The organism is uncultured Metabacillus sp., assembly GCF_947503125.1.
Lineage (GTDB): Bacteria > Bacillota > Bacilli > Bacillales > Bacillaceae > Metabacillus.
Map to the genome: position 1 here is coordinate 1 of NZ_CANNCR010000082.1, position 13,339 is coordinate 13,339.

Annotated in this window: 13 protein-coding genes and 3 pseudogenes; 3 read left to right on the plus strand and 13 right to left on the minus strand. The window is 38.2% G+C overall.

Features of this window, described 5'->3' with window-relative positions:
• Window positions 1-118: 118 nt before the first annotated feature.
• The 12 genes and pseudogenes from Q1B07_RS24335 to Q1B07_RS24390 all read right to left on the minus strand — a co-directional run bounded on the left by Q1B07_RS24335 (window position 119) and on the right by Q1B07_RS24390 (window position 10,111).
• Window positions 119-430 carry a DUF5661 family protein gene (locus Q1B07_RS24335; protein ID WP_366945282.1) on the minus strand — a complete coding sequence of 104 codons (312 nt, stop codon included), beginning with the start codon at window positions 428-430 and terminating at the stop codon, window positions 119-121.
• A gap of 48 nt (window positions 431-478) precedes the next feature.
• Window positions 479-1,018: pseudogene (locus Q1B07_RS24340) on the minus strand (cupin domain-containing protein); the annotation flags it as partial.
• Between the two features lie 91 nt (window positions 1,019-1,109).
• Window positions 1,110-1,577: a hydrogenase maturation protease gene (locus Q1B07_RS24345; protein WP_299094772.1), complete on the minus strand. Its 468-nt coding sequence runs from the start codon at window positions 1,575-1,577 to the stop codon at window positions 1,110-1,112.
• A complete protein-coding gene (locus tag Q1B07_RS24350; protein ID WP_299094774.1) occupies window positions 1,577-2,983 on the minus strand; it encodes a nickel-dependent hydrogenase large subunit in 1,407 nt (468 codons plus the stop codon). Before Q1B07_RS24350 ends, Q1B07_RS24345 begins: the two co-directional genes overlap by 1 nt.
• Window positions 2,976-3,881 (minus strand): hydrogenase small subunit, encoded by a 906-nt coding sequence (locus tag Q1B07_RS24355; RefSeq protein ID WP_299094776.1) that lies wholly within the window; start codon window positions 3,879-3,881, stop codon window positions 2,976-2,978. Before Q1B07_RS24355 ends, Q1B07_RS24350 begins: the two co-directional genes overlap by 8 nt.
• Window positions 3,881-4,408 carry a cytochrome b5 domain-containing protein gene (locus Q1B07_RS24360; RefSeq protein ID WP_299094778.1) on the minus strand — a complete coding sequence of 176 codons (528 nt, stop codon included), beginning with the start codon at window positions 4,406-4,408 and terminating at the stop codon, window positions 3,881-3,883. The genes Q1B07_RS24355 and Q1B07_RS24360 overlap by 1 nt, the downstream gene beginning before the upstream one ends.
• A gap of 55 nt (window positions 4,409-4,463) precedes the next feature.
• Window positions 4,464-5,471 carry a hydrogenase expression/formation protein HypE gene (gene hypE / locus Q1B07_RS24365; RefSeq protein ID WP_299094780.1) on the minus strand — a complete coding sequence of 336 codons (1,008 nt, stop codon included), beginning with the start codon at window positions 5,469-5,471 and terminating at the stop codon, window positions 4,464-4,466.
• Window positions 5,472-5,476: 5 nt separating this feature from the next.
• The gene (gene hypD / locus Q1B07_RS24370; protein ID WP_299094782.1) at window positions 5,477-6,583 is read right to left on the minus strand and encodes a hydrogenase formation protein HypD; all 1,107 of its coding nucleotides are present in this window, start codon (window positions 6,581-6,583) and stop codon (window positions 5,477-5,479) included.
• Window positions 6,540-6,791: a HypC/HybG/HupF family hydrogenase formation chaperone gene (locus Q1B07_RS24375; RefSeq protein ID WP_299094798.1), complete on the minus strand. Its 252-nt coding sequence runs from the start codon at window positions 6,789-6,791 to the stop codon at window positions 6,540-6,542. Before Q1B07_RS24375 ends, hypD begins: the two co-directional genes overlap by 44 nt.
• A gap of 34 nt (window positions 6,792-6,825) precedes the next feature.
• A complete protein-coding gene (gene hypF / locus Q1B07_RS24380) occupies window positions 6,826-9,111 on the minus strand; it encodes a carbamoyltransferase HypF (protein WP_299094784.1) in 2,286 nt (761 codons plus the stop codon).
• Window positions 9,096-9,755: pseudogene (gene hypB / locus Q1B07_RS24385) on the minus strand (hydrogenase nickel incorporation protein HypB). The gene hypF and the pseudogene hypB overlap by 16 nt, the downstream one beginning before the upstream one ends.
• Window positions 9,752-10,111 carry a hydrogenase maturation nickel metallochaperone HypA gene (locus Q1B07_RS24390; protein ID WP_299834001.1) on the minus strand — a complete coding sequence of 120 codons (360 nt, stop codon included), beginning with the start codon at window positions 10,109-10,111 and terminating at the stop codon, window positions 9,752-9,754. Before Q1B07_RS24390 ends, hypB begins: the two are co-directional and overlap by 4 nt.
• A gap of 512 nt (window positions 10,112-10,623) precedes the next feature.
• On the opposite strand from Q1B07_RS24390, the pseudogene Q1B07_RS24395 reads away from it, so the two are divergent.
• The 3 genes and pseudogenes from Q1B07_RS24395 to Q1B07_RS24405 form a co-directional block, all read left to right on the plus strand.
• Window positions 10,624-11,178, plus strand: a pseudogene (locus Q1B07_RS24395) (DUF6143 family protein); the annotation flags it as partial.
• A complete protein-coding gene (locus Q1B07_RS24400) occupies window positions 11,178-11,708 on the plus strand; it encodes a DUF6143 family protein (protein ID WP_299094789.1) in 531 nt (176 codons plus the stop codon). The pseudogene Q1B07_RS24395 and the gene Q1B07_RS24400, both read left to right, overlap by 1 nt.
• Before the next feature lie 307 nt (window positions 11,709-12,015).
• The gene (locus Q1B07_RS24405; RefSeq protein WP_299094792.1) at window positions 12,016-12,372 is read left to right on the plus strand and encodes a hypothetical protein; all 357 of its coding nucleotides are present in this window, start codon (window positions 12,016-12,018) and stop codon (window positions 12,370-12,372) included.
• A gap of 413 nt (window positions 12,373-12,785) precedes the next feature.
• Here Q1B07_RS24405 and Q1B07_RS24410 read toward each other — a convergent pair whose 3' ends face one another.
• Complete coding sequence (locus Q1B07_RS24410; RefSeq protein WP_299094794.1) at window positions 12,786-13,148, minus strand: hypothetical protein; 363 nt, start codon at window positions 13,146-13,148, stop codon at window positions 12,786-12,788.
• Window positions 13,149-13,339 lie beyond the last annotated feature (191 nt).

The following is a 13,339-nucleotide window of genomic DNA, read 5'->3' on the forward strand; positions in this document are numbered from 1 at the left end:
ATCGCAAAAAAGGGGCAACATATAAATTCTGATATTACAAAAAAGGGGCAACATATAAATTCTGATATTATAAAAAAACACGCATTGCTGCGTGCTCCTTTCCTTTTTATCTGGTGTATTATTGGTTCCAATACGCTTTTGCTTCTTCCTCAAGCACTTTCAACCTTTTATAATAATCAGGAAATTCGTTGAGATGAGCAAATGCAATTTTTCCAGTAGTGATAGGTTCATCCGTAGTAACATTTGTCAGATTGTATTTTCTTCCATGTTCAAGTTCTGTATTTACTCCCATCCAAAACTCATTTAAATCAAATTTACTCTTGGTAAAATCAATGCCTAAAAGTAAAGCTATTGCTGCTGCTTCCTCTTTAGAAAAGCTAGTTTTAATGGTGTTTGAGTTAGTTGTATTCATATTGTTTGGTCTAAACATATTTGAATTTTTGGTAGTTATATTTTTGTCATTGCGATGACCGTAGGCTTCTTCCGCAGCTACTGCATCTGATTTGGTAACATGAACAGTACCAAATGGATGGTTAGGAGGAGCATATATTGAGTAAAGTTTTAGCGGAATATTACCTGTATTGGTTAGATTATGCCATGTTCCAGCAGGTATCATTATGGCAAAATCGTCATAGACATTTCTTTCAAAGTCAAAATTATCTTTACTCTTGCCCATTTGAACAATCCCCTGTCCTTGTTCAATACGTAAGAATTGATCAACGTCAGGATGCATTTCCAACCCGATATCTTCGCCAACATTGAGACTCATTAACGTAACTTGTAAATGCGTCCCTGTCCATAAGGCAGTACGATACGTATTGTTTTGCTTTGTCGCTTCATTGATATTAATGACAAATGGTTCTGGTCCATAATCTTTAAAACCATATTGGTTAGTACCATTTGGCACATTCCTGTAAACAGACTGTTTTTCATAATTATACAATGGCGCATTAACAAAATAATGATATTGATATTGATATTGATTTTGAAATGGATACATACTAGGGACATTGTACATTTTTTTCATTCCCTTCACAGATATACAAAAACATCATATGACTATGCTTTAGGGAATGTTCTTCATTTAGATTAATTTATAATCTACAGATCTATATAACATACTCAATTCTTTCAATCAACTTATGAATGGTCTGTGATACATCTTGTAAAATCGTTTCCCATTTTTCACTTAAGGTTTTGCTTAATCCAATATGGAACCCTATCTCATAAGGCTCAACTCCTATGAGATAACCCTTTATTAAAGCTTTCTGTTGATATAATGATTGAAACAAATGAAAGTTATGTGCCGATATGTCTAAAGTTTGATATTCATGTAAATTGGCAAGTGGATAAACGGTAAGCTCTCCTGGTTTGTTTCCTGAAAATACAGCATCCACAATGATGACAAATGTAGCTTTCATGATGTGATCCATGCAGTAATCAATATCTGATTCCCCTATCAAAAAAGATACATGTGGTGTATGATTCAGCTTGGATAGCTGCTCAATTAGATAAATTCCAATTCCATCATCCATCATTAACCGATTGCCAATACCTAAAACGATTATGTTTTCCATTAAAACACCTTTATCGTTTTTACTTGTTTTCCTGGACTATATACATGAGTCGCACATGACATACACGGATCAAAGGAACGAAGAATTCTGCCAATCTCTGCAGGTTTGTCTGGATTCTGGATGGGTGTACCGACTAAGGCTTCTTCAGCAGTACCTCTAAAACCATTATCATCCCGAGTTGAAAAATCCCATGTGGAAGGAGTAATGATTTGATAGAATGAGATTTTCTTATCTTGAATCTTAAGCCAATGGCCTAGTGCCCCTCTCGTTGTATCCACTAACCCCCTTCCAGATGCTGATTCTGGAAGTTCATATTTTTTCTGCACATCTACCCCTGGAATAATTTGCTGGAGTAGTACTTTCATAATTTCTGTTATTTTCTTTGCTTCAAGTACTCTAGCAATCGTTCGGTCCATAGCGGAGATTCCATTGTCATAATCTCCACTTAATATTAATCTTGCAAGCGGCCCAACCTCAAAAGGCAGACCATTATATCTTGGTGCTTTCACCCAAGAATAAGCCTTTACTTTGTCCATATCGGGCTCTGTCACTTCTTCATCTGGTTGATTGTTGTTATTGGTTGATTTGAAATAGGAATAATCTACTTTTTCTTGAATTTTATTTTCATTAAATGGCTCAACCGATTCCATTGTGGATACAAGCGGATCTACATATAGTGTTACTAACTCTTTATAATGGTTAAAAGCACCATAGGATAAAAGATTTCCATATCCTCCACCTAAGCGAAAATAGTCTGGGTAGAAGCGCGCAATGTCATATACATCTGGAATCATTTTTCCATCAATAAATGAAGTGATTTTCTGCAGAATGGAATCTATATGAACGACTTTCTCGGCTGTTGCTTGTGTCGTGATCCCTCCAATAAAAACCCCATGATTATGGGGAGCTTTCCCTCCAAATACAGCTAACATTTCGTGAGCTAGCCGACTGAACTTAAGGGAATCATAGTAATTCTGTGAAATCCGGTCATTTACGCTTTTAGGTAATCGAAAATCATCATGGTCTGACTGTAAAAGAGAAGGTCCTTCAATTTTCACAAAATCAGGAACGGTGTATTGATAAAAATGACGGGTATGATTTTGTAAAAACTCACAACAATGGATAATGTCTCGTAAATATTTACCTTGTTCCAATGGTTCAATACCTAAAGCATCTTCTAAAGCAAGGGAGGAAGCCATGGAGTGGGCGGCAGAGCAAATGCCGCATATTCGCTGTGTAAAATAAACGGCATCAAACGGACTTCTGCCCACTAACATTTGCTCAAAGCCGCGAAATAAATTTCCTTTTGTTTTGGCATCAACGACTCTATTCTGGTCGATCATCACATCAATTTCCATAAAACCGCTAATTCTTGTCAACGGATTAATCACAATTCTCTTACTCATTTTTCACCACCCTTGTTGTGTCATAGCTAATGAATGGCGCCATGGCATCTGGAAAACCAAACTGAGCACAGCCAATGCATGGCGTATTATCTCCTATCGGCCAATTCACATGACCATTCCATTGCCTTGTTGGACAATCCACTCTCGTCACGGGGCCCCGGCATCCGAGCTTGAATAGACATGTTTTATCCCCTAATTTTTCAGCAAAAATCCCTCGGTCAAAAAACGGCCTTCTTGGACAACGGTCATGGATGAGCGTGCTATAAAACATTAAAGGTCGGTCTAAGTTATCTGTTTCCGGCTCCCCATATAATAAAAGATGCGCTAATGTCCCTAAAAACCAGTCTGGATGAACAGGACATCCGGGAAATTTAATCATCTTTTTGTCAGGCAAGACCTGCTGTAGTCCAACAGATTGGGATGGATTGGGCTTTGCTGCTGACACCCCGCCATGTGTGGCACAAGCCCCCACTGCAAAAATATGAGAAGCCTTTTCCCCGAGCATCTTAGCTGCTTGAAGGCCTGTAAGAGGCTTTCCTTGCCAACTCCCGATAATATTGTATAAACCATTGTTTTTTAACGCTACAGCTCCTTCAACTGCTAAAATATACTCTTCGTTCATCGCCTCTATTAGTTTCTCGATAGCCCGCTCTCCTTCAGCGGCCATTAAACTATTGCTATAACGTAGATCAACCATTGAATTTAACGTGTACTCAAAGTCGGGATTCTGCCCGTTTAACAAGGAGATGATATTACCGGAACAACCATTTAATTCTAAGTAAATGAGGTTTTTTTTCTTGATAATCCCCTTTTTGAGGCTTTCCAGTGCCGTACTTGTTAACCTTTCCGCAATGGCTTCATTTGTTAAAGACTCTGGCGGCAAAATTTGTCCTTCCATTAAACCAGCCTCCCTACAACGGGTAATGTGGCTAAGATCGATTGTTGCCCAGCATGACAAGAAGCAAATTCCTGCGTATAATCTTTACCTGCTATTAAGCCAAAGTGGGTAGCAGCTGCCCAAGCCCGATTATTTGTCACATCGTAGACAATGCCATTGACAGCAACATAAGCTGGCCTCCCATTTTTTCCATCAAATGTGGCTAATTCTCCAATCGTAAACGTTCGTTGGTTAGGCTGAGAAATGGGTGGAGTCGGTGAAGGCGTAATGGGCGGAATCTGCGACTGATTGAAAGTCCCTGAAGGACCAGCAATAGCCTGTTGAGAAGGTAAAATAGGATAACTAGTCATGGCCTGATTTGCCAGCCATTCACTAAGAAAATGTATGGTCGATAGTGCATCCCATAACCGTTGAAGAATTTGTGGCTTCATGGAAGTGTCACTCAAGGTTGATAACGTATAGAGGTCATGATGCGCTTGTGTAACAAGATGATTGATTTGCATTCTAATCATTTCGATGTTTTGCATGATGTTCTCCCCTTTAGGCAATTTCCTCCTATCCTATGCATACAACTCAAAATGATTAACAAATTCTAGGCAAAAGCTGACCAGATAGGCGATTAAGTCTTCTTGTAGTACCAACAGCTGTTTTTAAAAGTAGTTTCCCGGATGCAACATGAGAGGTTGTAATTTGTCCAATCACACGTGCATCTTTGCCTATCTCATGATTCTTCAAGATCTCAAGTACCTTTTGTTGCTCATTTGAATCAACGATGATCACTACTTTCCCTTCATTTGCTAGATAAAGAGGATCATAACCTAAAATATCACAGGCACCTTGAACATCCCTTCGTAATGGAATAGAAGCTTCATCAATTTCCATCGTCAAACGAAAGTCTTCACATAGTTCTACGAGCGTTGTGGCTAATCCCCCCCTTGTCGGATCCCTCATGATCCGAATTCCTTTGATTTCCTCCAAGAGTTCATGAATCAGGTGATTTAATAATGCACAATCACTCCTAACATCTGTGAGCAACCCAAGCTCCTGGCGTGCGCTCAGGATAGCGACCCCATGATCCCCTATTGTACCGCTAATGATGACGGAATCTCCTTCATGGATCTTTTCAGGTTTCAATCGATGTTGTTCATGCATCACACCGATCCCTGTCGTATTAATAAATAGGCCATCCACACTCCCCTTTTCGACTACTTTTGTATCACCGGCAATAATTTTCACCCCGGCTCTTTCCGCTTCTTCTGCCATCGTGTTGACAATCTCTTTTAGACTTTTTATTGGGAACCCCTCTTCGATCATAAATCCAGCAGTTATCACGTGAGGAATCGCACCACTTACAGCTAAATCGTTCACAGTTCCTGTTATCACCAGCTTCCCTATATTTCCACCTAGAAAGAAAATAGGTTTAACTACGAAGCTATCTGTTGTTACAGCGATGGTTTGTGAAGGAATAGTAAGAATCGCAGAATCAAACTGTGTTTGCTCTGAATGTCCAAATGATTGAATGAAGATCTCTTGTATCAGTTGGTGTGTTAATTCTCCACCTTCTCCATGAGCTAGACTAATTCGCTGCACTAAGGTTACACCTCCCTCATGAATTGATAATGTGCCGCACAGGTTCCTTCTGTTGAGACCATACAAGGGCCAATAGGGTGAGTGGGAGTACAACCTTTATTGAACAGCACACACTCTTCTGGTGTAATCAACCCTCGAACGATTTCACCACAGCGGCATTTGGTTACTCTCGGCTCCCCTATCAAAATGTTAAACTTCTTTTTTGCATCGTATTGACCATATTTCTCTTTGAGAACTAATCCACTTTTGGGAATCGTACCAATCCCTCTCCATGCCTCATCATCCGCTTCTAAATATTCTTCTAGTAAACTTTGAGCAACGAGATTTCCTTTATCTCTTACAACATATGTATAATCATTGATGATTTTAACCTTTTTTTCCAGCTGAAGATGCAGCAGCTTATAAATCTCACTGAGTAACTGAACGGGTTCAAAACCAGTAATGACACCCGAAACAGCAAATTCTTCTGCTAAATAACGATAGCTCTGTTTTCCTATAACAACGGAAACATGACCAGGCAAAAGAAGTCCATCAAGTTTTACCTCTCCTGAACTAAGAAGTGCTCTTAACACAGGCTCCACCAATTTTGTTGTCATCCATATTGAATAATTATTTAGATCCTTACTTGCTGCCTCGCGAATAGCAAGAGCGAGAATTGGAATCGTTGTTTCAAATCCAATTCCTAAAAAAATGACTTCCTTATCAGGGTTTTCCTCTGCTATTTTCACACTATCTAATGGTGAGTAAACGACTCTGATATCCTTTCCATCTGTTTTCGCTTTCATTAAGGTAGATTTAAAACCTGGAACACGCATCATATCGCCAAATGTACAAAGAATGGTGTTAGACTCTTCTGATAATTGGATCATTGCATCGATCGACTTTTGATCTGTGACACATACAGGACATCCCGGCCCAGCAATCAACTGTACATAATCTTTCAATCTCGCTTTTATTCCTGTTTTGGCTAATGCCATCGTATGTGAACCACATACCTCCATGAATACTGGCTTTCTGCCTTTTTCTTCTTTAAATCTCTTTGCTAAGTCGATCACCGCTTCAACTGATTCACGAGTTAAGGTCGGTTCTGAAAAAAGGTCCATGTTTGCCATCTAACACATTCCTCCATTCTTCAATACTTTCTTTGGCATATTTCTCATCCACTACGGTCATGGCCTGCCCGGCATGGAGTAAAACATAATCATTAATCCTAACCTCTGGAACAAAAAAGGTCCCTACATACATCCTCGAACCCATTACATCTACCAAAGCTCTTTGCCCTTCAATTTCAATAACTTTAGCCGGTACTCCTAAGCACAAATCCATTCAGCCCCTTCATTTTCTTTTATTATCCTTACAACTGATGAGCAGCAATGATGATTTGTCCTAATGATAAGTCTCCATCATGACATGGGACATGCTTATGTGTATAGGCGTTAAATCCTTCTTTTTGAAGACCTTTCTGAATCTCTTTGGCAAGAAAAACATTTTGGAAGGATCCTCCTGACAGTACGACCTTTCTATTTATTTCCGGTCTATTCCTTACTATTTTTAAAATCATCTGTATACAGCAAGACACCAATGTAGTATGGAATTTCTGTATGATTGCAGGATTGGATTTTTGTTGAAGTCTATCTTGAATGACTTGATAGATCATAGGTGATAAGTCAAGTTGAAGTTGATTTGAAGTGTTTGATTTTAAATGAAATGAATACATCTCCCCTGTACTTTCTAGTTTGGTTCTATTCATATAATCAGATAATTTAATCGCTGCTTCCCCTTCATACGTTGATATCGAACAGATTCCTAGTATGGCACTAACGGCATCAAATAAACGGCCACATGTTCCAGCTAGAGGCGTATTCATCTGATGGACGATCATTTGCTCCATCATGTTTATTTCTTTTAATCTGTCAGGAAAAAGTTTCATACATAATTCTTTTCCCTCTTGCGGCCAGTAATAAAGCAGCATTCCCACTGCATTTCTCCACGGTTCTTTCACGGCTTTTTCTCCACCTGGAAGAGGAGTGTATTTTAGATGAGCCAGTCGTTCAAAAGATTTTGCATCTCCATATAGAAATTCAAACCCCCAAATATTTCCATCATCTCCATAACCTGTACCGTCTAATATAATGCCTAAACAAGGTTCGTTAAGACCATTATCCTCCATACAAGATACATGGTGTGCATGGTGGTGTTGAATGGATATAATTTTACGATTGAGTGTTTTTCCAATAGAAGTAGATGCGTATAGTGGGTGCTTGTCGACAGCCACATACTTTTCTTTAACCCCTAGAAATTCTTTATAATGATAGAGTTGTTCTTCAAAAGAGGCAATCATTTCTTCGTTTTCTAAATCACCTATGTGAGGACTCATGACAATGTTATTCTGTTTTCCAACAGAAAATGTATTCTTTTGGTTTCCACCTAATGCAATAATATTATCCACATTGGATGTTGTTTTAAGAGGCTCTGGAACAAATCCTCTAGCACGCCGAACAAATATCGCATTTTCTTCATCAAATTGAACAACGGAATCATCAATGGGAAAATCGATTTTACGGTTATGATTTAAGATATAATCACATATGTTTTGTAGGTACCCTAAATGAGAATCTTTATATAAAAGGGGCAATCCAGATGGATTAGCACTTGTCATCACGATACATTTCAAATTATCATCCTCAAATAAAAGATGATGAAGAGGTGTATAAGGCAACATTACTCCAATTGTCGATAAACTTGGAGAAATATTTGGTGGCAGTAATCCCTCTCTTTTTCTTTTTAAAATAACAATCGGCATTTCTGGGCTTGTTAGGAGGTCTTCTTCTTGGCTGGAAATATAACAAAGATTTCTTGCCACCTCTATAGATTTAACCATGATCGCCAACGGTTTCTGTGATCGTCTCTTTCTAAGCCTTAATTGGGCAACTACCTTCTCTTGATAAGCATCACAAGCTAAATGGAAGCCACCTATTCCTTTAATGGCCACAATCTTTCCTTGTTTGATCAGATCAACCGTTTTCGTAATGGCTGATTGATTTTCAGCCAATGATTTCCCACCTTGGTTATAAAGCGTAACGGTTGGTCCACAATCTGAACAACAAATAGGCTGAGCATGATGCCGCCGATTCATCGGATCTTCATACTCCACTTTACAATCATGGCACATAGGAAATTCCTTCATTGTCGTATTTGAACGATCATATGGAAGACGATTGATAATCGTATAGCGTGGACCGCATTGAGTGCAATTAATAAATGGATATTGAAAACGTCGATTATATGGGTCGTTCATTTCTTCCAAACAATTCTCACAAATCGCCGCATCACAAGGTATCCACGGAATAGAGTCTCCGTTTTTTCGACTGGGAATAATCGTAAATTCCTTATAATGGGCTAGTGGAATTTGATAAATGTTTATCTCATTAATTTTCGCTATTTTAGGTGGGTTCCTTATGATTTCGTCAACCATTTTCTCTAACTGTCCTTCCTCTCCTTCAGCTAAAATGATGACACCATCCAGATTATTTTGGACCGTTCCATTAAGGTGATATTTTTTTGAAAGATAGTAGATAAACGGGCGAAATCCAACTCCCTGCACCCTTCCTTTCACGATTACTTTTATGGCTTTGTGCATTGTCGATATGCATCCTTTATCCAATTGATCCATTCATCCATCCCTTCACCCGTTTTAGCGGATAATGCTTTCAATTGCGCTTGTGGGTTAATTTCTTTTAAATTTATTTGCGCTTCTTCTAAATCGAAAGATATATAAGGAAGGAGGTCGATTTTATTAATAATCGTTACATCTGTACGTCTGAACATGACAGGATATTTCGGAATTTTATCATTTCCTTCAGGAACACTTAAAACCACCACTTTATAATCTTGTCCTAAATCATAACCTGATGGACAAACTAAATTCCCAATGTTCTCAATAAAGAGAATATCAATAGTGTCTAGTTCAAAATCTGGTAATGTTTTCGCAATCATCCTTGCATCAAGGTGACATCCTCCTACTGTATTAATCTGAACCGTTTTGACTCCTAGTGAACGTAATCTTTCTGCATCCAAATCCTTTGCTAAATCGCCTTCTATCACAGACATATGAAACTCATTCCTTTACGCTTTAATTGTTTCTTCTAGTAAAGTCGTTTTACCCGCTCCTGGAGAGCTCATTAAGTTAATGACAAGAGTATGATTTTTTTTGAACGTTTTTCTATTGAAAGCGGCAGCCAGGTTTTGATCTTTTAACACATCTTCTTGTAATTTGATTTTCAAAGTTCATCACTTCCTTCGTATGATTCAATCCTAAAGGTTTCACCAGAAATGAGTAAACAATTTGGTAGTCCGCACATTGGACATAGTGTCAATCTATAGTCGGGTATAAACTCAACCAGACACGTTTGACATTTTGCTTTTGCTGGTTCACGTATAATATCTAATTCCGTATTTTCATCAAGAATACCTAACCCTTGTTTGCGAAAATGGAAAAACGCTAACTCTAGAGCAGCAGGCAGTACATTAGATAAATCACCAACAATCACATCTATTTTATCTACTTTGCTAAAACCATGTAATCTAGCATTCTCAGAAACTATTTTAATTATCTCCAACATAAGTGACATCTCGTGCATCCTTAACACACCTTCTGTTATTATCTCTCTTAAATGTTTATGCTTGGCTTTATTAAAAAGAACCTTAGTAACATACCGCTCTTGAGTTAGTATTAGCGGACATGGGAATAAAGGAGATTCTACAGTGTTAACCATTAACACAACCATGAATATTTTTGTTCATATAACACAAAACATTCATGAGCATCTGCTCTCAACCTAGCATAAATGTATTAAAAATATAAAGTTACTATACTTTTTTCTAAATCATAAGCATATTTTAGTTTCCACTTTATGTATTCACTCTCGAAAGAACTATCAATAAACATACAATGTTAGTTATTCCAAAGCTTTGGGAACAGGTAATCAACGCCGCCTTCCAGGGTTTTTGTACTAGCTTAACTTGAACCTTAATCACTGAAGAAAATAATAAAATTTACTTAATCAATTTGAACAACTACCTACAATGTTTCATATTATATTCTCAGAAAATACACAGATAGGAGCAATAGTATGCCAAAAAAAAAACAAATAAACAGCCAATTGAATTGGTCAATATAACTAGTCCAGCCTTAAATTCAAAGCTTGGAAGATATTTTATAGGCAAAACCGGATTACTGAATTTCGGCGGCGGATATTATGCCTGGGGTGGAATAGTAAATCCCATTAATTCTGGAGTTAATCTATATATCGATATTTTTACCATAACAAACTTTTCAACTCAAAATTTTATCAGTGAAATCTGGTTAAATGCAGATCCGCCTAAAAAGGCAGTAGTCTCCTTCGATGTAACTCCAACAAATCAGGCTGTTTCACCTCCTCCAATATCAAAGGCGGTAATGACATATGCTAGTTATTCCACTGATCCTATGACTAAAGGTGTGAATATTTTTGATAGAATTGTTACTCAAAATTCCACCCTTGTAAGCGATTCACACAATGGCTCCATAATTATTGGTCCTGGAGGCTCATTCTCAATACTTCTAAGACCGCAGGGATTTCAATACATCACAGGGACAATCGTTTTGACTTGGTGGGAGGAAAAAATGAATCATCGGCCAATGCATGATTATGAGGAGGTGTATTAATGAATAATGAAAAACAACCCCATGAGGTCACCGTATTGTCTGAAAATGTATATCACTCCTATCTTGGTGAGTACTTTCTAGGTCAAACTGATATCATATCCTTTGGAGGAGGATTCAATGGATGGGGCAGACTAGTCAACCCCGCGGACTCCGAGGTGAATATGTTTTTGAATGCCTATACCATTACCAACTATTCCAATGAGCCATTAACAGCTGAAGCTTGGCTAAGCAGCATACTTCCCGGAAGAGGAAAAACATCGCCATATTTTGCTGCCGGGAACCAAGCCATTATTCCGCCGCCAATGCCCAAGGTTGAAATTGAAAATGCAAGCTTGGTATCAGGAAACCCCAAAGGCGGTACCTACGCCTTTGTAAGAAGGGTTGAACCCATGATAACCCTTACAAAACATGATTTCCAAGGTATGTTTATCATACCTCCAGGAAGTTCCTTTTCACTATTCTTTTTGTCCCCGGGAAACAGGCGAGTATATGCAAGAGTCGCTTTTGGCTGGTGGGAAGAAAAAGCATAATCAAAATTTAAAGGACGTTATGACTTTAATTTATTTGTGGGGGCTTGAGGAACCCGAAGTGAGCAGGATTTCACTGAAAAAAATATTTTACTTTGATCAAAAAGGAATTATCAGAAGATCCATAAATAACAAGTGCAGAGATAACTAAAAAAATCAAATTACATTTTAAGGTCGTTGAGCTATTTAGAAGGAAGATGCCCAAAATAAGTATATTGGAACAGATTTAAACACAAACATGATAATTTTCCATGGGTGTTCCATACAATTATTATCAGGGCTTTATACAGATGTTAAGGAGGTGAAATAGATGTATCAAAACCAAATGATGGATGAGTTTATAGATCATAATAGTAAAATTAATAAGTTTGTCTCAACATTAGAAGAGAGAGGTTTTATTGTACAGGAAGGGGAATTAAAGTATATAGACATACTAAAGCTTGTCAGTGAAGGTGTTGTGGATAATGCTATGGGGAATCATGCTGGTGCGCCCTATTCACCCTTCTTACTGCCGCCAGCTCCTAATAAACACCCAGCCGAAGGACAAGAACCTCCAATTGGATATGACCCTAATAATCCTGCTAATTATCCTCCTAACATTAACTATGTAGCGCCTGGATTTACTTATAAGCTAAGGCCTGATGAGGCTGTTGTATTAATCGGATAGACACCTCCACCAACTGTTTACTTCGGTTTTCAGAGCTACCTTGGGTTTGTTGAAAATAAACCTGGAAAGGATTACAGTGGGACTGTAACGGCAGGAGATGCCGAAAAAGGTTTTTATCACGGTATTTTTGCAAGCCTCGGTGATCAATTAAATAATTTCAATATCTGGACTGAAAATATTCAAGGAGGAACAGCCGTCAATCCTTTTAACAGTTCTACAATTATTATCAGCACGGCTGACCAGAGTGTAAATAAACAAATGCGCGATGCGTTGGCGGGAGCAGGCTTTGATCCGGATATCATGAATGATGACAATATTCCTATGGGTTTGGTTAACATGGGGCTTGAAAAGGGGAAGGATACCTTTTCCTTTATCACGAGAGCTGCGATATGGGCAGAAAAATTTATTGGTGATCAATATCTTAATAATTCATGCTCAAAGCCAGGCTCATCTTGCAAATAATAAAAATCAACCAGAAGACCGATTGAGTTTGCACTGGGGGGATTGTCCAATCCCATATCGTCCCCATTTTCGACTTCTTCTAATGTTCTCCAATCAGGAATGAGGACTTCAGGTAAATTGTTATACACAATTTCCAGTAGCTTGATAATATTGTCTTGACGTTGAAATAGTTTGTCAAGAGTTTTCGTTATACTTTGAATGGCATTACCTGTGCCATAAAGTTTATTCTGGAGCTCTACAAGCCCTTGCTGTATCTTTTCAATTTTATTGTCAATTACATCGGCGTATGCGAGCCATAGCGTAAATTCGTACATAAAAGGATTAGATTGGTCATGCCTAGGTCCATTTTAAAAAATTGGATATTGCTAGGTCTAATTTCGTATTGCCAAAAATGTGCTATTGCCGTTTATTATTTTCAGGATAGTATTGTAAGCCCGAATTATAAAAAATAAGCGCACCTTTCGGTCCGCATCACGAATAGCCGTAAATCCTGATTTTTTTAATC

Coding starts and splice junctions, on each gene's coding strand:
- Q1B07_RS24390 (WP_299834001.1), bottom strand. CDS start 10,111: ATGCACGAGATGTCACTTATGTTGGAGATAATTAAAATAGTTTCTGAG.
- Q1B07_RS24345 (WP_299094772.1), bottom strand. CDS start 1,577: ATGGAAAACATAATCGTTTTAGGTATTGGCAATCGGTTAATGATGGAT.
- Q1B07_RS24350 (WP_299094774.1), bottom strand. CDS start 2,983: ATGAGTAAGAGAATTGTGATTAATCCGTTGACAAGAATTAGCGGTTTT.
- Q1B07_RS24410 (WP_299094794.1), bottom strand. CDS start 13,148: ATGTACGAATTTACGCTATGGCTCGCATACGCCGATGTAATTGACAAT.
- Q1B07_RS24405 (WP_299094792.1), top strand. CDS start 12,016: ATGTATCAAAACCAAATGATGGATGAGTTTATAGATCATAATAGTAAA.
- Q1B07_RS24335 (WP_366945282.1), bottom strand. CDS start 430: ATGTTTAGACCAAACAATATGAATACAACTAACTCAAACACCATTAAA.
- hypF (WP_299094784.1), bottom strand. CDS start 9,111: ATGCACAAAGCCATAAAAGTAATCGTGAAAGGAAGGGTGCAGGGAGTT.
- Q1B07_RS24360 (WP_299094778.1), bottom strand. CDS start 4,408: ATGCAAAACATCGAAATGATTAGAATGCAAATCAATCATCTTGTTACA.
- Q1B07_RS24400 (WP_299094789.1), top strand. CDS start 11,178: ATGAATAATGAAAAACAACCCCATGAGGTCACCGTATTGTCTGAAAAT.
- hypD (WP_299094782.1), bottom strand. CDS start 6,583: ATGGCAAACATGGACCTTTTTTCAGAACCGACCTTAACTCGTGAATCA.
- Q1B07_RS24355 (WP_299094776.1), bottom strand. CDS start 3,881: ATGGAAGGACAAATTTTGCCGCCAGAGTCTTTAACAAATGAAGCCATT.